This window comes from Pseudonocardia oceanicola (assembly GCF_047200735.1).
GTDB lineage: Bacteria > Actinomycetota > Actinomycetes > Mycobacteriales > Pseudonocardiaceae > Pseudonocardia.
In genome coordinates this window covers 19,141-38,099 of the sequence record NZ_JBJZON010000022.1, presented here as the reverse complement: position 1 = coordinate 38,099, position 18,959 = coordinate 19,141, and the positions used below count along the sequence as shown (strand labels likewise).

The window sequence follows — 18,959 nt, the reverse complement described above, 5'->3', positions numbered from 1 at the left end:
TTCATCTCACTGGCCCCGTTCACTTCACGGCCCCTCACTTGACGGGCCCCGCTCACTTGACAGCCCCGAAGGAGAGGCCCTGGACGAGCTTGTTCTGCGCGACCCACCCGGCGATGACGACGGGCAGGGCGGCCAGGGTGGCCGCGGCGCACAGCTTGGCGAAGTACAGCCCCTCGGACGTGATGAACCCGACGAGGAACACCGGCACCGTCGCGGCCCGGGCGGCCGTGAGGTTGACGGCGAAGAAGAACTCGTTCCACGCGAAGATCACACAGATCAGGGCGGTGGCCGCCATGCCGGGGGAGATGACCGGGAGCACGACCTCGCGCAGCGACCGCGCGAGCGAGGCTCCGTCCATGCTCGCCGCCTCCAGCAGCTCCTTGGGGACCTCCTGGAAGAACGACCGCATCATCCACACGGCGATCGGCAGGTTCATGGCCGTGTAGAGGACGATCAGCGTCCAGATGTTGTCGAGCATCCCGATGTTGTTGACGACGACGTAGATCGGCACGATCGCCGCCACGACCGGGAGCATCTTCGTGGAGATGAAGAAGAACAGCACGTCCTGGGTCTTCTTCACCGGGCGCAGCGACACCGCGAAGGCCGCGGGCGTGGCCAGCACCAGCACCAGGATCGTCGAGACGACCGTGGCGAACAGCGAGTTCAGCAGGTAGGGGCCGATGCCGGAGTCGAACACGATGCGGAACTGCTCCAGCGTCGGCGTGAAGAACAGCGTCGGCGGCGTGGTGTAGGCGTCCGCCTCCTGCTTGAAGGCGGTGAGCACCATCCACAGGATCGGGAAGAAGAATCCGATGCCGACGATCCACGTCAGCACCGTGAGCAGGCCGGCGCCCACCTTCCGGTGCCGCGCGGGGGCCAGGTCCTCGGTACGGGGCGCAGCGGGGCGCTCCGTGGTGGGGGCGGCCATCACGTCTCCTCTCCTCCGGAGAAGCTGCGGAAGATCAGCCGCAGGGCGAACGTGGCGATGATGATCGTGGCGATCACGACGACCACGCCCATCGCGGCGGACTGTCCGATGTCGAAGCCCAGGAACGCCCGCTGGTAGATGTAGAAGGGCAGGTTGGCGCTGGCGATGCCCGGGCCGCCCTGGGTCATCATGTAGATGGCGTCGAAGGTGTTGATCAGGTAGATCGCGCCGAGCACGATGCCCAGCTCGAGGAACCGGCGCAGGTGCGGGATCGTCACCTCGCGGAAGACGCCCCACGTGGACGCCCCGTCCACCCGGGCCGCCTCCAGCACGTCGTGCGGCTGGCTCTGCAGGCCCGCGAGGATCAGCAGCATCATGAACGGCGTCCACTGCCAGACCAGGGCCACCATCACCGAGGTCAGCGGGAAGGTCGAGATCCAGTCGACCTGGCCGACCCCGAAGGGCGAGAGCACGAAGTTGATCAGGCCGTAGGTCGGGTCGAACAGGACCGTCTTCCACAGCAGCGCGGCGGCGACCGGCGTGATGAGGAACGGCGTGATCAGCAGGGTGCGGACGAACCCCCGGCCGAGGAAGGCCCGGTCCAGGAGCAGCGCGAACAGCAGCCCGAAGAGCAGCGAGAACAGCACCGCGCCGGCGGTCAGCACCACGGTGTTGAGCGCGACCTGGCGGAACTGGCTGTCCGTGAACACCAGGATGTAGTTGTCCACGCCCACGAACTGCCGGCTGCCCGGCCGCACCAGGTTCCAGGACTGCAGCGAGTAGTAGATGGTGAACAGGAACGGCAGCTGCGTGACGATGATCGTGAAGATCAGCGCGGGCAGCAGCGGGGCGCGGCGGATCCATCCGTCGGCCCGCGATCCCGGTCCGCGGTCGGGCCGGCGGGGCGTGAGCTCCGCGGGCCGTTCGGCGGTGACGGTCATTGTCCGGCCCCCTGTCGCTGGTAGGACTCGCCGACGGTCTCGGCATAGACCTGGGCCTGCTCCAGCGCCTCGTCCGTCGACTTCTGGCCGGCGATGGCCGCCGAGAGCTGCTGGCTGACCCGCGTCCCCAGGTCCTGGAACTCGGGGATCGCGAGGAACTGCACCCCGGTGTAGGGCACCGGCTCGACCGTCGGGTTCTGCTGGTCGGCCGCCGCGATGGCGTCGAGCGTCTGCTGGGCGTAGGCCTTCGACGCCTCGACGTACTCGGGGATCTGGTAGGTCGACTGCCGGGCGCCCGGCGGGACGTGCTCCCACCCGAGCTGCTCGCCGACCATCTGCGCGTACTCCTTGCTCGTCATCCAGGACAGGAACTTCCAGGTGTCGGAGGTGCTGCCCTTCTCGTCCGAGGTCTTCGGGATGGCGAGCGACCAGGTGTAGAGCCAGCCGGAGTCGGGCTTCACCACGATCGGAGCCGGCGCGTAGCCGACCTTGCCGGCGACCCGGCTCTCCTCGGGGTTCTCCACGATGCCCGCCGCGACCGTGGCGTCGTACCACATGGCCGCGTTGCCCTGGCTGAACTGCGTGCCGCACTCGCTGAACCCGGCCGTCGGCGCGCCCGGCTCGCCGTAGCGGCGGACGAGGTCGACGTAGAAGTTCGCGGCCTCGCGGAACTGCGGCGAGGTGAGCTGGGCGTTCCACTGCATGTCGTACCAGCGGGCGCCGAAGGTGTTGGCGACGGTGTCGAACGGCGCCATGACCTCGCCCCAGCCGGGCTTGCCGCGCAGGCAGATGCCCGCCATCCCGGTCGCCGGGTCGTCGAGCTTCTGCGCCGCGGCCGCGACCTCGGGCCAGGTCGGCTGCGCGGACAGCGTGATCCCGGCCTGGTCGAACAGGTCCTTGCGGTACATCAGGAAGGACGACTCGCCGTAGAACGGCACCGAGTACATGTGCCCGTCCGGCCCCGAGAGGGCCTGGCGGACCGCCGGGATGAAGTCGTCCTCGTCGTAGCCCGGGGTGCGGGCCATCAACGGGTCGAGGTCGACGAGCCAGCCGTTGGCGGCCCACTGCGGCGTCTCGTAGTTCGAGATCATGACCGCGTCGAACTCGCCGCCGCCGGTCGCGACCGACGCCGTGATCTTGGCGCGCGCCTCGTTCTCGGACAGGCTCACGAACCTCAGCCGGATCCCGGGGTTCTCCGCCTCGAACTGCGGGGAGAGCGCGATGGCGTCCTGCATCTGCGGGTTGGACACGATCGCGATCGTGATCGTGCGCTGGCCCTCACCCCCGCCGCCGAGGTCGCCGGCGCCGGCGCAGCCGGAGAGGGCCAGCGCCAGGGCGGCGAGCAGCGCGAGGGGCCCCGACCGGGCGAGCCGGAGACGGCCAGGGGCGCGAGGGGGCGGTCGGTCGGATCTCCTGTGCGGTGGGGCCACGATGCCCTCCTGATCGGTCGCCGTCGGCGGCCCCGCCGCGACGGCGGTTCCGCCGGACCCGCGGCCGGGTCGTCGTGCCTCGGCGGGCCCCGTCGAGCAGACCCGCCACGGACGTGTTCCATGTCACGACGGAAAGCACGGTAAGGGGAAGTTAAGCGTTTGCGCAAGCGTTTACGTGCGGTAGCTTGCTCTCTGGAGTGATGCAGCTCACGTGCACAGGCGCCTTCGGGTGCCGGCGTGGGTCCGGTGGACCGGGGAGGTGTCCGTGGCGACGATGGCCGACGTGGCGCGGCTGGCCGGGGTGTCGATCGCGACGGTGTCGCACGTGCTCAACGGGACCCGCGCCGTCCGGCCCGAGACCCGGGCCCTGGTGCTCGAGGCCGTCCGGGCCGCCGACTACACCCCCAACAGCGTGGCGCAGTCGCTCGCCACGGCCCGCACCACCACGATCGGCCTGGCCCTGTCGGCGATCTCCAACCCGTTCCTGGGCGAGCTCATCCACGCGATCGAGGCCGAGGCCGCCCGGGAGGGCTACACGCTGCTGCTCGTCGACCCGCACGAGGACCCGGACTACGAGCACACGGTGATCCGTCGGCTGCACGCCCGCCGGGTCGACGGCGTGCTGCTCGCCCCGTCCGCCCGCCCGGAGGCGGCGCTGACGTACCTGACCGACCGCGGCGTGCCGACCGTCCTGGTCGACCGGCTGATCGACGCGCGGATGGACCAGGTCGGCAGCGAGAACGTCGAGGCGGTCGCGGGTCTCGTCGCCCACCTCGCCGGGCGCGGGCACACCCGGATCGCGCTGGTCGCCGGTCGCCCGGGGCTGCAGACGACGGTCGAGCGGGTCGAGGGCTACCGGCGTGGGCTGCGTCGCGCGGGGCTCGACGAGGACCCCCGGCTGCTGGTCGACGGGCACTCCGCCGAGGATCCGGCCCGGGTCGCCGTGCACGCGCTGCTCGCCATGGTCCGCCCGCCGACGGCAGTGATCACCGGCAACAACTCGATGACGATCGGGGCGATGCAGGCCTTCCGGGAGGCGGGCGTCGAGGTGCCGCGGGACATCGCGCTGGCCTGCTTCGACGACTTCCCGTGGGCCGACCTCTTCGCCCCGCGGCTGACCGTCGTGGCGCAGCCCTTCGGCGAGATCGGCCGGGAGGCGGTGCGGCTGCTGCTGCGCCGGATGGCCGACCCCACCGCCGAGCCCGTGACCACCCGCCGCACCCCCCGGTTCGTGCACCGCGACTCCTGCGGCTGCCCGGCCCCGGCGCCCACCCGCGGACCGGCACCGGCCACTCACGACGCCGGGTGAGCTGCGGCGACGGGGCCGCCGCCGGGGGAGTCCGCTCGCCCCGGCCGCCGCCGCACGACACACTGGGCGTCGTGGACCTGCCCGTGATGCCGCCCGTCGCACCGATGCTGGCCAAGCCGATCAAGGACATCCCGCCCGGTCAGCTCTACGAGCCGAAGTGGGACGGCTTCCGGTCGATCGTGTTCCGCGACGGGGCGGAGGTGGAGATCGGCAGCCGCAACGAGCGGCCGATGACGCGCTACTTCCCCGAGGTCGTCGAGGCGGTGCTGGCGAACTTCCCGGAACGCGCGGTGATCGACGGCGAGATCGTCGTGGCCGACACCGCCCGCAACACCCTGGACTTCGAGGCCCTCCAGCAGCGCATCCACCCCGCCGCGAGCCGGGTGACCCTGCTGTCGGAGCAGACGCCGGCGAGCTTCGTCGCGTTCGACCTGCTCGCCGTCGGCGACGAGGACCTCACCGGCGAGCCGTTCGAGCTGCGCCGCGCCCGGCTGGAGGAGGCGCTGGCCGAGGCCGGGGCGCCGGTCCACCTCACCCCGCTGACCCGTGACACGGACGAGGCGCGCCGCTGGTTCGAGCAGTTCGAGGGCGCCGGGCTCGACGGGCTGATCGCGAAGAAGGCCGACCAGACCTACCAGCCGGACAAGCGGGTGATGGCCAAGATCAAGCACGAGCGCACCTGCGACTGCGTGGTCGCCGGGTACCGGGTGCACAAGTCCGGGCCCGACGCCATCGGCTCGCTGCTGCTCGGCCTGTTCGACGAGCGGGGCGTGCTGGCCTCCGTCGGGGTCGTCGGGGCGTTCCCGATGGCGACCCGGAGGGCGTTGTTCACCGAGCTCCAGCCGCTGGTCACCGGCTTCGAGGGGCACCCGTGGAACTGGGCGGCGCACCTGGAGGGCGAGCGGACACCGCGCAAGAACGAGACCAGCCGGTGGAACGCGGGCAAGGACCTGTCGTTCGTCCCGCTGCGGCCCGAGCGGGTCGTCGAGGTGCGCTACGACTACATGGAGGGTGCGCGCTTCCGGCACACCGCGCAGTTCGTCCGCTGGCGGCCGGACCGGGACCCCGGTTCGTGCACCTACGAGCAGCTCGAGCGGCCGGTCTCCTTCGACCTCGCCCGGGTGCTGGCCAACGGTTGAACCCTCGTCACCGCTGGTCACCCGGCCGCCGACGGGGCATCCTGATCACGTGGACACCGCCCACGACCGGCCCGGACACGTGCACGGGCCCGGCTGCGACCACTCGGCCGACCGACCGATCGGCTGGTGGCTCAAGCACGTCGACCGGCTGATCGAGTCCTCGCTCGACCGCACGCTCGCCGGCGAGGGGATCGGCCGCCGGCACTGGCGGACGCTCAACGCGATCGCCGGGGGCGCCGACACCGTCGCCGCGCTCGACTCGTCGCTGGCCGCGTTCCGGGGGAGCGACCCCGAGATCCGGATGGTGCTCGACCAACTGCGCGCGAAGGGCTGGGTGCAGGAGGCCGCCGGCCGGGTGACGATCACCCCCGCCGGCGCCGCGGCCCGCGGCCGGCTGGTCGCCGCCGTCCGCGATCACCGGGCCCGCATCACCGAGGGAGTGGGCGACGACGAGTACCGCGCCGCGATCGCGGTCCTGCGGCGGATGGCCCGCAACCTGTCCTGACGGTGCGGCCGGCGGACCGGCCCGGACGTCCCGCCCGAACGGGCCCTTCCGCCCGGATCCGGGTGCGCGTCCCGATGCCCGGGACGATGATGGCCGCATGGCGATGCCGACCGCGGCCCAACTGGAGGCCGCACGGGAGCGCCCGCTCCCGGACGTCCTGCCCGGCCCGGCGGACCCGACGCTGCGGGTGCTCTTCTGCGGCATCAACCCCGGCCTCGTCTCGGCCGCGACGGGCCACCACTTCGCCCGCCCCGGCAACCGCTTCTGGCCCGTGCTGCACGACTCCGGGTTCACCCCCCGGCGGCTGCGCCCGGACGAGCAGGGGGCGCTGCCGGGCTGGGGGATGGGCATCACCAACATGGCCGCGCGCCCCACCGCGCGGGCCGGTGAGCTGACCGACGCCGAGCTGGTCGAGGGCGGCGAGGTCCTGCGGGCGCTGGTGCGCCGGCTGCGGCCGACCTGGCTCGCCGTCGTCGGACTCGGGGCCTACCGCACCGCCTTCGCCGACCGCGGGGCCATCGTGGGGGCGCAGGAGCCGACGCTCGGGGCCACCCGCATCTGGGTGCTGCCCAATCCCAGCGGCCTCAACGCCCACTGGTCGCGGGCGGCGCTGGCCGAGGAGTTCGCGCGGCTGCGGGCCGCCGCCTTCTGAGGCCGCGCCCGGTCGCGCGGGTCCGCTGCGGACCACGACCCCGGCGACCCGAGACGACGCGGGAGCGGCGGATGCGCCGGCGCCCGGGGCGTCGTCCGGCGGCCCGTTCGGCGCTCCCTTCGGCGCTCCGCCCGGCGCTCCGTTCAGAGGTCGTCGAGGTCCGGCACGTCCTCGCCGGAGTCCCGGGCGTCCCGGTCCGCCCACTCCAGCAGGGGTTCGATGCGGAAGGCGTCGTCGTCGATCCCGGCGTGCAGGTCGCCGAGCTCGGCGAAGCGGGCTGGCACGGTCGCGATGGTGAAGTCGCCGGGTTCGGCCGAGTCGACCTCGTCCCAGCGGATCGGCGTGGAGACCCGGCCCTCGGGCGTGCCGCGCACCGAGTACGCGGAGGCGATGGTGTGGTCGCGGGCGTTCTGGTTGTAGTCGACGAAGACGGATCTCGGGTCGCGGTCCTTGCGCCACCAGCTCAGGTCGACCACCGGGCAGCGCCGCGCCACCTCGCGGGCGAACGCGTGCGCGGCGCGGCGCACCTCGGCGAACCCGTGCTCCGGCGGGATCCGCACGTAGACGTGCATGCCCTTGCCGCCGGAGGTCTTCGGGTACCCGGTCGCGCCCAGCTCGTCGAGCACCTCGTGGGCCACGTGGGCGACCCGGCGGACGTCGGCGTACGACGCCTCCGGCATGGGGTCGAGGTCGATGCGCCACTCGTCGGGCGCCTCGGTGTCGGCGGCGCGGGAGTTCCACGGGTGGAACTCGACCGTGGACATCTGCACCGCCCAGATGACGTCGGCGAGGTGGCTCACGCACAGCTCGTCGGCGTGCCGGTGGTAGCGCGGGAAGTGCACGCGCACCGTGCGCACCCACTCCGGGGCGCCGCGCGGCAGGCGCTTCTGGTGCACCTTCTCCCCGTCGGTCCCGGTGGGGAACCGGTGCAGCATGCAGGGCCGCTCGCGCAGGGCGCGGACGATCCCGTCGCCCACGGCCAGGTAGTAGCGGGCGAGGTCCAGCTTGGTCTCGCCGCGCGCGGCGAAGTACACGCGGTCGGGGCTGGAGAGCCGGACCGTGCGGTCCCCGACCTCCAGCTCGACCGCGGCGCCCGCGCCGCCCGCCACCGGATCCGCCCGGTGGGTCAGTGGCGCCAGTCCTTGCGCCTGCGGAGGTTCCCGTAGAGCACACCGAAGAAGATGACCGCCGCCGGGATCACCGTGAAGAGGATCTCCGTGACGCTCGTGGAATGCCCGATGAGGAGCAGGCAGAGCACGATCGCCACGACGATCCCGGCGATGGACGTCGCCTTGGGGAACGTGCCGTGCCAGCCCCACTCGGCCGAGGGCTCGTCCGCGGGGTCGACCTTCGCCAGCTCGCGGGAGCTGCTCGCCATCTGTTCCTCCTGGATCGCCGGGTGGGGCTGGTGTCGTGCGGGCCTCATCGTCGCACAACACCGCGGCGGGGATGATGGGCGGTGATGAACGCGAACCCCCCGCGGTCGGTGCTGGTCCTGGGCTCGACCGGCTCGATCGGGACCCAGGCCCTGGAGGTCGTCGACCGGGCGGCTGGCCGGTTCACCGTGGCCGGCCTCGCCGCCGGTGGTGGCGACGTCGGGCTGCTCGCCTCCCAGGTCAAGGCGACCGGGGTCGGCCGGGTGGCCGTCGCCGACCGCGCCGCGGCCGCCCGGTTGCGGGCGGAGCTGGACGGCGTGGTGCCGGACCTGGAGGTGCTCGACGGGCCGGGCGCCGCCGCCGAGCTGGTGGAGTCCACACCGGCCGAGGTCGTGCTCAACGGCATCACCGGATCGCGTGGTCTCGGGCCCACCCTCGCCGCCCTGCGCGCGGGCGCGGTGCTCGCGCTGGCCAACAAGGAGTCGCTGGTCGCGGGCGGGCCGCTGGTGCTCGACGCGGCCCGGGAGCACGGCGGGTCCGACCGGCTCGTCCCCGTCGACTCCGAGCACTCGGCGCTGGCCCAGTGCCTGCGCGGGGGCAGCCGGGACGAGGTCGCCCGGCTGGTGCTCACCGCGTCGGGCGGGCCGTTCCGCGGGCGGCCGCGCCGCGACCTCGAGCACGTGTCCGTCGAGGACGCCCTCAAGCACCCGACCTGGGACATGGGACCGGTCGTCACGATCAACTCGGCCACGCTCGTCAACAAGGGCCTGGAGCTGATCGAGGCGCACCTGCTGTTCGACGTGCCCTACGAGCGGATCGACGTCGTGGTGCACCCGCAGTCGATCGTGCACTCCATGGTCACTTTCGTCGACGGCGCGACGATCGCGCAGGCGAGCCCGCCGGACATGCGGCTGCCGATCGCGCTCGCGCTCGGCTGGCCGCAGCGGGTGCCCGGTGCGGCCCCGCAGTGCACCTGGGACACCGCGCAGAGCTGGACCTTCGAACCGCTCGACCACGAGGCGTTCCCGGGTGTGCGGCTGGCCCGCGCGGCGGGGGAGACCGGCGGGTGCCTGCCGGCGGTGTTCAACGCCGCCAACGAGGAGCTGGTCGCGGCCTTCGTGGCCGGCCGGATCGGCTACACCGCCATCACCGACGAGCTCGAGCGGGTGCTGGCGGCCGCCGACGCCTGGTCCGGGGATCCCGCTACCGTGGCGGACGTCCTGGCGGCGGAGGAGTGGGCGCGGGCTCACGCGCAGGAGAGAGTGCTGTGACCGTTCTGTGGACGATCGTCGGGATCGTCATCTTCTTCCTCGGCATCCTGTTCTCGGTGGCCTGGCACGAGCTCGGCCACTTCGCCACGGCCAAGTGGTTCGGGATCAAGGTCCCGGAGTTCTTCGTCGGGTTCGGCAGGACCCTGTGGTCGCGAAAGGCCGGCGAGACCGAGTTCGGGGTGAAGGCCGTCCCGCTCGGCGGCTACATCCGGATGATCGGCATGCTGCCGCCGGCCAGGGGCGAGGCCTACGGGCGCAGCCGGCGCACCGGTCCGTTCCAGGGCCTGATCGACGACGCCCGGCAGGCCTCGATGGCCGATGTCGGGCCGGAGGACGCGGACCGGCAGTTCTACACGCGCCGCCCGTGGAAGCGGATCATCGTGATGGCCGCCGGGCCGATCATGAACCTGATCCTCGCGGTCGTGCTGTTCGCGGTCGTGCTCATGGGCTTCGGGCAGCTGACCTCCACGCTCACCGTGAGCACGGTCAGCCAGTGCGTCCTGCCCGCCACCGCCTCGCAGACCGACACCTGTCCGGCCGGCGCGCCGCCCACCCCGGCCGCGGCCGCGGGCTTCCGGCCGGGCGACCGGATCGTGTCGTTCAACGGGCAGCCGTACGAACGGTGGGAGGACCTGCAGCTCGCCATCCGGCAGGCCGGCGGGACCGTCACCGTCGTCGTGGACCGCGGCGGTCAGCTGGTCACGCTGACGCCCACGCTCATCACCACCACGCTGCCGGACCTCGACGACCCGGCCAGGACCGAGCAGGCCAGCTTCCTCGGCCTCTCGCCGCTGCGCGAGATCCAGCGCCAGGGCATCGGCGCGGTCGGCACCACGATGGTCGACATCGTCTCCCAGGTCGGGGAGAAGCTCGTCGAGATGCCGCAGCGGGTGCCGAACCTGTTCGGGTCGGTCTTCCTGGGCGAGGAGCGCGACCGGGACTCGCCGGTCGGGATCGTGGGCGCCTCCCGGATCGGCGGGCAGATCCTCGCCTCCGACGCGCCGCCCGGTCAGGAGATCGCGGCGTTCCTGTCGCTGCTCGCGCTGGTGAACATCTCGCTGTTCCTGTTCAACCTGCTGCCGATCCCGCCGCTCGACGGCGGACAGATCTTCCCGGCGATCTGGGAGGCGATCCGGCGACGGCTCGCGATGCTGCGCGGCAAGCCGGACCCCGGCCCCGTCGACGCGGCCAGGCTGATGCCGGTGGCGATGACGGTCGCGCTGATCTTCATCGGCTGGAGCGCGCTGGTGTTCGTGGCCGACGTGATCAACCCCGTCCGGCTGGGCTGATCGACCCCGTCCGGCCGGGCTGATCAACTCCGTCCGGCTGGCCTGATCGGCCCGGCCCGGCCCGGCCCGGGCCGATCCGGCCGGGCCGGCGATCACCGGGGATACTGGACCGGTGATCGTGCTGTGACCCGCAACGGGACCCGGGCGCTGGCCGTGTTCGACATCGACGGCGTCCTGGCCGACGTCACCCACCGGCTGCACCACCTCCGCGCCCGGCCGCAGCGCTGGGAGCGGTTCTTCGCGGCCGCGGACGTCGACCCGCTGCTCGAGGAGGGCGCGGAGCGGCTGCGCGCCGCCCGGTCCGACCACGACGTCGTCTACCTGACCGGGCGGCCGGAGCGGAACCGGCGGCTCACCGAGCGCTGGCTCGCCGGGCACGACCTGCCCACCGGCCCGCTGTTCATGCGGGAGGACGACGACCACCGGCCGGCCCGGATGATGAAGCGGGAGGTCCTGCGCCTGCTCGCCGACCGCCGCGAGATCGCCTCGGTGATCGACGACGACCCCGCCGTCGTCCGGGTGCTGCAGGCCGACGGCTGGCCGGTCGAGCTGGCCACCTGGCTGCCGCACTCGTCGACCCTGCAGGACGCGCAGGAGAACAAGGGGCGAACGTAGGGCCACGCACGGCGGAGGCGATGGCGGAGTCGCGGGTCACGCGGATGTCCGAGCCGGACAGGCGCATACTGGGGATCGTGAGCGTCTCCCTGGGAATGCCCTCGACCCCCGCTCCCACCCTGGCGCCGCGCCGCCCGACGCGGCAGCTGATGGTCGGGCCGGTCGGGGTCGGCAGCGAGCACCCCATCTCGGTGCAGTCGATGACCACCACCCTGACCTCCGACATCAACTCCACGTTGCAGCAGATCGCGGAGCTGACCGCGGCGGGCTGCGACATCGTGCGCGTCGCCTGCCCGAGCCAGGACGACGCCGACGCGCTGCCGGCGATCGCCCGCAAGGCGCAGATCCCGGTCATCGCCGACATCCACTTCCAGCCGAAGTACGTCTTCGCCGCGATCGAGGCCGGCTGTGCGGCCGTGCGCGTCAACCCGGGCAACATCCGGAAGTTCGACGACCAGGTCAAGGAGATCGCCCGGGCCGCCAAGGACCACGGCACCCCGATCCGGATCGGCGTCAACGCCGGCTCGCTGGACAAGCGGCTGCTGCAGAAGTACGGCAAGGCCACCCCGGAGGCCCTCGCCGAGTCGGCGATGTGGGAGGCGAGCCTGTTCGCCGAACACGACTTCCACGACATCAAGATCTCGGTCAAGCACAACGACCCGGTGGTCATGGTCCGGGCCTACGAGCTGCTGGCCGAGCAGTGCGACTACCCGCTGCACCTCGGCGTCACCGAGGCCGGGCCGGAGTTCCAGGGCACCATCAAGTCCGCGGTGGCGTTCGGCGCGCTGCTGTCGCAGGGCATCGGCGACACCATTCGCGTGTCGCTGTCGGCGCCGCCGGTGCAGGAGGTCAAGGTCGGCCGGCAGATCCTCGAGTCGCTGAACCTCAAGCCGCGCCGCCTGGAGATCGTGTCCTGCCCGTCGTGCGGGCGCGCCCAGGTCGACGTCTACAAGCTGGCCGACCAGGTCACCGCGGGGCTCACCGGGATGGAGGTGCCGCTGCGCGTCGCCGTCATGGGCTGTGTGGTCAACGGCCCGGGCGAGGCCCGCGAGGCCGACCTCGGCGTGGCGTCGGGCAACGGCAAGGGCCAGATCTTCGTCAAGGGCGAGGTCATCAAGACCGTGCCCGAGCACGCCATCGTGGAGACCCTGATCGAGGAGGCGATGAAGATCGCCGAGACGCTGGAGGAGGGCGCCGGCGAGCCGTCGGTGACCGTCGGGTGACCACCTGATGGACGTCCTGCGGGGCGGGGGTGACCGCGCCGGTGATCGGGCCGCTGATCCTGGCGTGGGCAGCACGCCTCGGGTGTGGCACCGTAGAGGGGTGCTGAGGGTCGCCGGGGCTCGGTTGCTCGATGATCGGGACCGCGGGGCCGTCCGCGACGCCTTGGAGGCCGACCCCGTGGCCTCGTGCATGGTCGCGGCGCGGATCGAGGCGGCCGGGCTGGATCCCTGGCGGCTCGGCGGCGAGATCTGGGCGTCGGGGTCCCGGCTCGAGGGTCTCTGCTTCTCCGGGGCCAACCTCGTCCCGCTGCGCGGGCAGCGCGGGGCCATCCGCGCCTTCGCGGACCGCGCGCGCCGGCACGGCCGCTCCTGCTCGTCGCTCGTCGGGCGGGCCGAGCTCGTCCTGCCGCTGTGGGAGGAGCTCGCGCCGAGCTGGGCACCCGCCCGCGAGGTGCGCGCCGACCAGCCGCTGATGGTGCTGGCCGGCCCGCCGCGCCTCGCCCCGGACCCGCAGGTCCGGCCGGTGCGGCCGGGGGAGATCGACCGGTACCTGCCCGCCGCCGTCGCGATGTTCACCGAGGAGGTCGGCGTCGACCCGCGGGCCGGCGACGGCGGTGCGGGCTACCGCGCCCGGGTGGCCGAGCTGATCTCGGCGGGCCGGGCGTTCGCGCGTTTCGACGAGAACGGCGAGGTCGTGTTCAAGGCCGAGATCGGCGCGATGTCCTCCCGGGTCGGGCAGATCCAGGGTGTGTGGGTGCACCCGGCGCGCCGCGGTGAGGGATTGGGCACGGTCGGGACCGCCGCCGTCGTCGAGCGGCTCACCGCGCTCGGCCGGATCTCCAGCCTCTACGTCAACGGTTTCAACACGCCCGCCCGCCGCACCTACGACCGCATCGGGTTCACGCAGGTCGCGAGTTTCGCCACGGTCCTGTTCTGACACCGGCTCGTCCCGGTGCCGCGCGCATCATGGAACCATAACGCGCTTTCGGAGGCCTTCTCCGCGCGGTATGGAACCATAATGCGCTCTCCCGGGCCCCGAAATGGCATTGTGGGTCGCTCATGCATACTCGTCCGGTGCCCCGACCCGCTCGGATCCCGGCCCTCCTGCTCGCCCTGGTGACGGTGCTCGCGACGGCCGGGTGCGGGCTGTTCGGCGACAGCGGCCCGCAGGACACCGTCGACGCCTACCTCCGGGCCTGGACCGCGGGCGACGACGCCGGGGCCGCCGCCCGGACGGACGACCCCGAGGCCGCCGCCGAGCTGCTCGGCTCGGCCCGCGCCGCCCTCGGGCCGACCGCGATCACCGCGGGGGTGGCGCAGGTCCGCACGGCGGGGGAGCGGTCGTCGGCCTCGGTGAACGTGACCTGGGAGCTCGGCCAGGACCGACGCTGGAGCTACCTCACGCAGCTGGACCTGCGGCCCGCCCCGGACGCGGAGACCGGCTGGCGGATCCACTGGGTGCCCGGGGCGGTGCACCCGGACCTGCAGGCGGGGCAGACCCTCGCGCTGCGCACCACCAGCCCGGACCCGGCGCCGGTCACCGACCGCGACGGCACGCCCCTGCTCGCGCCGACGAAGGTCGTCACGATCCTGCTGGACCGCAAGGCGACCGGCGACCTCGACGCCGTCACCGGCACGCTCGCCCGCGCGCTCGGCCCGATCGACCGGGAGATCACCCAGCAGTCGATCACCGACGGCGCGGCGCGCACGCCCGACGGGCAGGCCTACACCGTCGCGGTGCTGCGCGAGGCCGACTACCAGACCGTCCGTGGGGAGATCCACGACCTGCCCGGGGTGCGGTTCACCTCGTCGTCGCGGCTGCTGGCGCCCGATGCCGACTTCGCCTCCCAGGTGCTGCCCGGCGTGCGGACCGAGGTCGCGGCGCAGGTCAACGGCACGGACGGCTGGTCCGTCGACGCCGTCGACAGCACCGGGGCCACGCAGAAGACGCTCACCGAGCAGCCCGTCACGCCCGGCACCACCGCGCAGGTCAGCCTGGACCGCACGATCCAGGCCGCCGCCGAGGACGCCGCGGACACGGTGCCGCAGCAGGTCGCGATCGTGGCGGTCCAGCCGTCGACCGGCGACGTCCTCGCCGCGGCCCAGAACGCCGCCGCCGACCGGGCCGGCGCGATCTCGTTCACCGGCCGGTACCCGCCGGGCTCCACCTTCAAGATCGTGACGGCGAACGCCGCGCTGCAGAACCTCGGGGTCACGGCCACGACCCCGGTGCCCTGTCCCGGCACGACGTCGATCGGCGGGCGGGTGGTGCCGAACGAGGACGAGTTCGCGCTGGGCACGGTGCCGCTCCAGGAGGCCTTCGCCCGGTCCTGCAACACCACGTTCGCGACCCTCGCCGCCCGGCTCGCGCCCGACGCCCTGCCCACCGCGGGGCTGCAGCTCGGGTTCGGGGCGGACTACGCGGTGCCCGGACTCACCACGGTGACCGGTGACGTCCCGCCGGCCGACGACCTGGTCCAGCGCGCCGCGGACGGCTTCGGCCAGGGCCTGGTGGTCGCCACGCCCTTCGGCATGGCCCTGGTCGCGGCGACGGTCGCGCACGGCGCCCCGGTCGTCCCGCAGCTGGTCCGGGGCCGGCCCACCACGACCGCCACCGCCGCCACGCAGCCGGACGCCGTCGCGCTCGAGCAGCTGCGCCCGATGATGCGGCGGGTCGTCACCGAGGGGACCGCCACGGGGCTGCGCGGGTCCGGCGAGGTGTACGGCAAGACGGGCACCGCCGAGTACAGCCAGGACGGCACGAACCGGGCGCACGGGTGGTTCGTGGGCTACCGCGGCGACCTCGCCTTCGCCGTGCTCGTGGTCGACGGCAGCTCCTCCGGCCCCGCGGTCGGGGTCGCCCAGCGCTTCCTGGCGGGCCTCCAGGGGGCGTGAGGGGCGGTGGGCCCGGCGCCGTCCGGGCCATGATCGGCAATCCGGTGCGGGGAGGGCGGTGCGGGGCGCCCCGACAGCACGTGGTCGGCGATCATGACGGCCTCGATCGGCGTTCTCGTGCGGCTGTGGCGGTGCCGGGCGCCTTCACCGGACGCGATGGGTGATCATGGCGGCGGTGATCGACGGGCGGGTGCGCAGGGGGCGTGACGTGGCGCTGCGGCCCTCCCGCCGGGCGCGGGCGTAGGCTCGACCCGTGCGCCGTCCCCGCATCCCCGTCCTCGCCTTCGTCGCCGACGCGGTCGCCGTGCTCGTCTTCGCCGCGATCGGTCGCGCGAGCCACGCGGAGGCGGGCAGTGTCGTCGGGCTGCTCGGTACCGCGGCCCCGTTCCTCGTCGGCGCGGTCGCCGCGTGGGCCACGCCGTGGGTCCGGGCTCACCCGGTCGGGTTCAGGGCGGGCGGGGTCGTGCTGGCCGGTGCCGTCGTGCTCGGCCTGCTGCTGCGCGCGGCCTTCACCGGCCGGCTGCCGCTGAGCTTCGCGATCGTCGCCACGGTCTCGCTGGCGGTGTTCCTGCTGGGGTGGCGGGGGATCGCCATCCTCACCTCCCGCCACCGCACCTCCGTCCGCTGACCTCGGCCGGGGTGGTCGCACCCGCCGGTGCGACCTGCACCGCCGCCGGCGGAGGGTGCCGGGGTCCGGGAGCTACAGTCGAGACGTGACCGCAGTTCTCGTTCCCGGCGCGCCGACCCCGATCCGTGACGTCCCCGCCCACATCCCGCGGCCGGAGTACGTCGGGAAGAAGGCGCCGTCGCCGAGCCGGGACTCGGACGTACAGACGCCGGAGACCATCGAGGCGATGCGGGTCGCGAGCCGGATCGCGGCGCAGGCGCTGCAGGTGGGTGGCGAGGCCGTGCGGCCCGGCGTCACCACGGACGAGATCGACCGCCGGGTCCACGAGTTCCTGGTCGACCACGACGCGTACCCGTCGACGCTGGGCTACCGGGGCTTCCCGAAGTCCTGCTGCACCAGCCTCAACGAGGTCATCTGCCACGGGATCCCGGACACGACCGTGGTGGGCGACGGCGACATCGTCAACATCGACGTGACCGCCTTCATCGGGGGTGTGCACGGGGACACGAACGCCACCTTCCTCGCCGGCGACGTCGCCGAGGAGGACCGGCTGCTGGTCGAGCGCACCCGCGAGGCGACCATGCGGGCGATCAAGGCGGTGCGGCCGGGCCGCGAGCTCAACGTCGTCGGGCGGGTCATCGAGTCCTACGCCAAGCGCTTCGGCTACGGCGTGGTCCGCGACTTCACCGGGCACGGCATCGGCCGGTCCTTCCACAGCGGGCTGGTGGTGCTCCACTACGACCAGCCCGACGTCCACACGGTCCTCGAGACCGGGATGACGTTCACGATCGAGCCGATGATCACCCTCGGCACCATCGACTACGACATCTGGGACGACGGCTGGACCGTCGTGACCAAGGACCGGCGCAGGACCGCGCAGTTCGAGCACACCGTGCTCGTCACGGCCGACGGCGCCGAGATCCTCACCCTGCCCTGACGCGTCTCCGCGAGCCGTCAGGGTCCGCGGGCCGGACCCGGAGGGCGGGTTCGCCCGGGTTCGAGGAGGCTCGCCGCCGTCCCCGAGCGGTCCGGCCGACGTCGATCACGGTGCGCGTCCTCCCCGGGCCGGTGGGAGGGGAACCTGGAGGCCACCTCGCCCACGCCGGCCCGCGGCGTCGGCGATCGTCGGGTCCTGCGGCCCGAGGCCGAGCTCGCCCAGCACGAAGCGGGTCACGAGGGCGTGCCACTCGCGGGCGCGGCGGAGCATGGCGTGGCCGTCGCCGAGCACCTCGAACCGCGCCACCCGGTCGGCCACCTCGCGCGCCCGCACGGCATAGGCGAGCGACTCGCGGGGGTCGGTCGTGCGGTCGCGATCCCCGTGGGCGATCAGCAGGCTGCGCCCGGCGAGCTGGTCGACCGGATCGGTGCCGTCGAGCCAGGGGGCCAATGCGGCGACCGCGCGCACGCCCGGGGCACCGGCGGCGTGCAGGACCGCACGACCACCCATCGAGTGCCCCACCAGCGCCGTCGGCACGTCGGGCCGGCGCCGGTGCAGGTCGGCGAGCGTCTCCTCCGCATCGCGGGCGGCGTCGCGGGCGGAGCCGTTCCAGCCGCGCAGCCGGTAGCGCAGCATGAGCACGGCGAGCCCGTCGGTCCGCGCGAGCGCCCGGGCGAACGGCGCCATCCGCCAGTACGGCAGCCCGCGCCGCCCGGCGGAGTCGGTCGCGTCGGCGCTGCCGCCGTGGGCGACGACGGCCAGCGCGGTCGGCCGGTCCGGCTGCGGTCCCAGGGGGTCCAGCCGCGGCAGGTTCTCGGGCACGTCCACCTCACGTCGTCCGGCGAAGTCGGTACCTCCCCCGATTCCGGGCGGGACCGGTGGAGGGTGTGCCGGGAGACCGGTCACACCGGGGAGATCCTCGCCCGACCCGGGCTCGGCCGCGCGAGGTTCGTGGGCGAGGATCGTGCGGACCGCCCGAGGAGTTGGAGGAGACGTGACGAGTGCCGCACCGGATCTGCCGCCGCCGCTGACCGCGCGCCGGCGCCTGCTGCTGACCCTGCGCCGCCGTCGTCGGGGCTCGGGCTTCTGGTTCGGACTGGCCATCGAGCTGATCTGGCCGTTCGTCATGCTGTTCACCAGGCTCGGCTGGTCGGGCGGCGAGCAGATCCCGCGCACCGGCGGCGTGCTCATCGCGGCCAACCACGTGTCGTCGGCGGACCCGATCTTCGACACCGCCTTCGTGATCTCGCACCGGCGGATGCCCCGGTTCCTCGCCAAGTCGGAGCTGTGGGACGTCCCGGTCGTGCGCTCGGTCCTGGGCAAGGGCGGGCACATACCGGTGTACCGGCAGTCCGCCCGGGCCACCGACGCGTACAAGGGCGCCGTCGCGGCGCTCGAGCGCGGCGAGGTCGTGGTGTTCTACCCGGAGGGAACGCACACGGCCGACCCGGCGGGCTGGCCGATGAAGGCGAAGAACGGGATCGGGCGGATCGCGGTGATGACCGGCGTGCCGGTGATCCCGCTGGCGAACTGGGGGACGCAGGACGTCCTGCCGCCGGACGGCGCGGCGTCGCCGTGGCCGCGGAAGCGGGTGAGCGTGGTGGCGGGACCGCCGGTCGACCTGTCGGCGTACATCGGCAAGCCGCGGACCCGCACCAACCTCGACGGCGCCACCGCGGCGATCATGTCCGCGGTCACCGAGCTGGTCGGGAGGGTGCGGGGGGAGACGCCGCCCGCCGTGGCCCACGACCCGGCCGCCGCGCCCACCCCGTCCGGCCCGCCCACACCGGTCGCGGAGCCCCCCGCGGCGAGCTGACGACC

19 protein-coding genes are annotated in these 18,959 nt (G+C 73.4%); 13 read left to right on the top strand and 6 right to left on the bottom strand.

Going from position 1 to position 18,959, the window contains the following annotated elements; genetic code table 11:
* Window positions 1-52 precede the first annotated feature (52 nt).
* The 3 genes from ACL02T_RS25900 to ACL02T_RS25890 are packed head-to-tail and all read right to left on the bottom strand — an operon-like array spanning window position 53 to window position 3,215.
* Entirely contained in the window at window positions 53-928 is an 876-nt protein-coding gene (locus ACL02T_RS25900; protein WP_412833375.1) for a carbohydrate ABC transporter permease, read from the bottom strand.
* The gene (locus ACL02T_RS25895) at window positions 928-1,869 is read right to left on the bottom strand and encodes a carbohydrate ABC transporter permease (protein WP_412833374.1); all 942 of its coding nucleotides are present in this window, start codon (window positions 1,867-1,869) and stop codon (window positions 928-930) included. The genes ACL02T_RS25900 and ACL02T_RS25895 overlap by 1 nt, the downstream gene beginning before the upstream one ends.
* Window positions 1,866-3,215 (bottom strand): ABC transporter substrate-binding protein, encoded by a 1,350-nt coding sequence (locus ACL02T_RS25890; RefSeq protein ID WP_412833452.1) that lies wholly within the window; start codon window positions 3,213-3,215, stop codon window positions 1,866-1,868. The genes ACL02T_RS25895 and ACL02T_RS25890 overlap by 4 nt, the downstream gene beginning before the upstream one ends.
* A 358-nt stretch (window positions 3,216-3,573) precedes the next feature.
* On the opposite strand from ACL02T_RS25890, the gene ACL02T_RS25885 reads away from it, so the two are divergent.
* The 4 genes from ACL02T_RS25885 (at window position 3,574) to mug (ending at window position 6,904) form a co-directional block, all read left to right on the top strand.
* Window positions 3,574-4,608: a LacI family DNA-binding transcriptional regulator gene (locus ACL02T_RS25885; protein ID WP_412833451.1), complete on the top strand. Its 1,035-nt coding sequence runs from the start codon at window positions 3,574-3,576 to the stop codon at window positions 4,606-4,608.
* Between the two features lie 71 nt (window positions 4,609-4,679).
* Entirely contained in the window at window positions 4,680-5,747 is a 1,068-nt protein-coding gene (locus ACL02T_RS25880) for an ATP-dependent DNA ligase (protein WP_412833373.1), read from the top strand.
* Between the two features lie 49 nt (window positions 5,748-5,796).
* Window positions 5,797-6,252: a MarR family winged helix-turn-helix transcriptional regulator gene (locus ACL02T_RS25875; RefSeq protein WP_412833372.1), complete on the top strand. Its 456-nt coding sequence runs from the start codon at window positions 5,797-5,799 to the stop codon at window positions 6,250-6,252.
* A gap of 97 nt (window positions 6,253-6,349) precedes the next feature.
* Window positions 6,350-6,904 carry a G/U mismatch-specific DNA glycosylase gene (gene mug, locus ACL02T_RS25870; RefSeq protein ID WP_412833371.1) on the top strand — a complete coding sequence of 185 codons (555 nt, stop codon included), beginning with the start codon at window positions 6,350-6,352 and terminating at the stop codon, window positions 6,902-6,904.
* 143 nt (window positions 6,905-7,047) lie between these two features.
* Here mug and ligD read toward each other — a convergent pair whose 3' ends face one another.
* Window positions 7,048-8,013 carry a non-homologous end-joining DNA ligase gene (gene ligD / locus ACL02T_RS25865; RefSeq protein ID WP_412833370.1) on the bottom strand — a complete coding sequence of 322 codons (966 nt, stop codon included), beginning with the start codon at window positions 8,011-8,013 and terminating at the stop codon, window positions 7,048-7,050.
* Window positions 8,014-8,030: 17 nt separating this feature from the next.
* On the bottom strand, window positions 8,031-8,282 hold the full coding sequence (locus ACL02T_RS25860) for a DUF2631 domain-containing protein (protein WP_412833369.1): 252 nt from the start codon (window positions 8,280-8,282) through the stop codon (window positions 8,031-8,033).
* Between the two features lie 84 nt (window positions 8,283-8,366).
* Between ACL02T_RS25860 and dxr the strand changes: the two genes are divergently transcribed.
* From dxr to map, 8 genes are all read left to right on the top strand, one after another.
* Window positions 8,367-9,551, top strand: a complete 1,185-nt coding sequence (gene dxr / locus ACL02T_RS25855) for a 1-deoxy-D-xylulose-5-phosphate reductoisomerase (protein WP_412833368.1) — start codon at window positions 8,367-8,369, stop codon at window positions 9,549-9,551.
* Window positions 9,548-10,840 carry a M50 family metallopeptidase gene (locus ACL02T_RS25850; RefSeq protein WP_412833367.1) on the top strand — a complete coding sequence of 431 codons (1,293 nt, stop codon included), beginning with the start codon at window positions 9,548-9,550 and terminating at the stop codon, window positions 10,838-10,840. The genes dxr and ACL02T_RS25850 overlap by 4 nt, the downstream gene beginning before the upstream one ends.
* Window positions 10,841-10,963: 123 nt before the next feature.
* Complete coding sequence (locus ACL02T_RS25845; RefSeq protein ID WP_412833366.1) at window positions 10,964-11,455, top strand: phosphatase domain-containing protein; 492 nt, start codon at window positions 10,964-10,966, stop codon at window positions 11,453-11,455.
* A gap of 77 nt (window positions 11,456-11,532) precedes the next feature.
* The gene (gene ispG, locus ACL02T_RS25840) at window positions 11,533-12,678 is read left to right on the top strand and encodes a flavodoxin-dependent (E)-4-hydroxy-3-methylbut-2-enyl-diphosphate synthase (RefSeq protein WP_412833365.1); all 1,146 of its coding nucleotides are present in this window, start codon (window positions 11,533-11,535) and stop codon (window positions 12,676-12,678) included.
* A 100-nt stretch (window positions 12,679-12,778) separates the two neighbouring features.
* Complete coding sequence (locus ACL02T_RS25835; RefSeq protein WP_412833364.1) at window positions 12,779-13,615, top strand: GNAT family N-acetyltransferase; 837 nt, start codon at window positions 12,779-12,781, stop codon at window positions 13,613-13,615.
* A gap of 137 nt (window positions 13,616-13,752) precedes the next feature.
* Window positions 13,753-15,573 carry a penicillin-binding transpeptidase domain-containing protein gene (locus tag ACL02T_RS25830; RefSeq protein ID WP_412833363.1) on the top strand — a complete coding sequence of 607 codons (1,821 nt, stop codon included), beginning with the start codon at window positions 13,753-13,755 and terminating at the stop codon, window positions 15,571-15,573.
* A gap of 253 nt (window positions 15,574-15,826) precedes the next feature.
* Window positions 15,827-16,201: a DUF3054 domain-containing protein gene (locus tag ACL02T_RS25825; RefSeq protein ID WP_412833362.1), complete on the top strand. Its 375-nt coding sequence runs from the start codon at window positions 15,827-15,829 to the stop codon at window positions 16,199-16,201.
* 85 nt (window positions 16,202-16,286) lie between these two features.
* Window positions 16,287-17,138 carry a type I methionyl aminopeptidase gene (gene map, locus ACL02T_RS25820; protein ID WP_412833361.1) on the top strand — a complete coding sequence of 284 codons (852 nt, stop codon included), beginning with the start codon at window positions 16,287-16,289 and terminating at the stop codon, window positions 17,136-17,138.
* A 105-nt stretch (window positions 17,139-17,243) separates the two neighbouring features.
* Here the strand turns inward: map and ACL02T_RS25815 are convergent, their stop codons facing one another.
* The gene (locus ACL02T_RS25815) at window positions 17,244-17,960 is read right to left on the bottom strand and encodes an alpha/beta hydrolase (protein WP_412833360.1); all 717 of its coding nucleotides are present in this window, start codon (window positions 17,958-17,960) and stop codon (window positions 17,244-17,246) included.
* 172 nt (window positions 17,961-18,132) lie between these two features.
* On the opposite strand from ACL02T_RS25815, the gene ACL02T_RS25810 reads away from it, so the two are divergent.
* The gene (locus tag ACL02T_RS25810; RefSeq protein ID WP_412833359.1) at window positions 18,133-18,954 is read left to right on the top strand and encodes a lysophospholipid acyltransferase family protein; all 822 of its coding nucleotides are present in this window, start codon (window positions 18,133-18,135) and stop codon (window positions 18,952-18,954) included.
* The last annotated feature ends 5 nt before the right edge of the window (window positions 18,955-18,959 follow it).

Bases quoted from the DNA above. Each gene is read 5' to 3' on its own strand.
- ACL02T_RS25900 (WP_412833375.1), bottom strand. From the start codon at position 928: ATGGCCGCCCCCACCACGGAGCGCCCCGCTGCGCCCCGTACCGAGGAC.
- ACL02T_RS25895 (WP_412833374.1), bottom strand. From the start codon at position 1,869: ATGACCGTCACCGCCGAACGGCCCGCGGAGCTCACGCCCCGCCGGCCC.
- ACL02T_RS25885 (WP_412833451.1), top strand. From the start codon at position 3,574: ATGGCCGACGTGGCGCGGCTGGCCGGGGTGTCGATCGCGACGGTGTCG.
- mug (WP_412833371.1), top strand. From the start codon at position 6,350: ATGGCGATGCCGACCGCGGCCCAACTGGAGGCCGCACGGGAGCGCCCG.
- ACL02T_RS25860 (WP_412833369.1), bottom strand. From the start codon at position 8,282: ATGGCGAGCAGCTCCCGCGAGCTGGCGAAGGTCGACCCCGCGGACGAG.
- dxr (WP_412833368.1), top strand. From the start codon at position 8,367: ATGAACGCGAACCCCCCGCGGTCGGTGCTGGTCCTGGGCTCGACCGGC.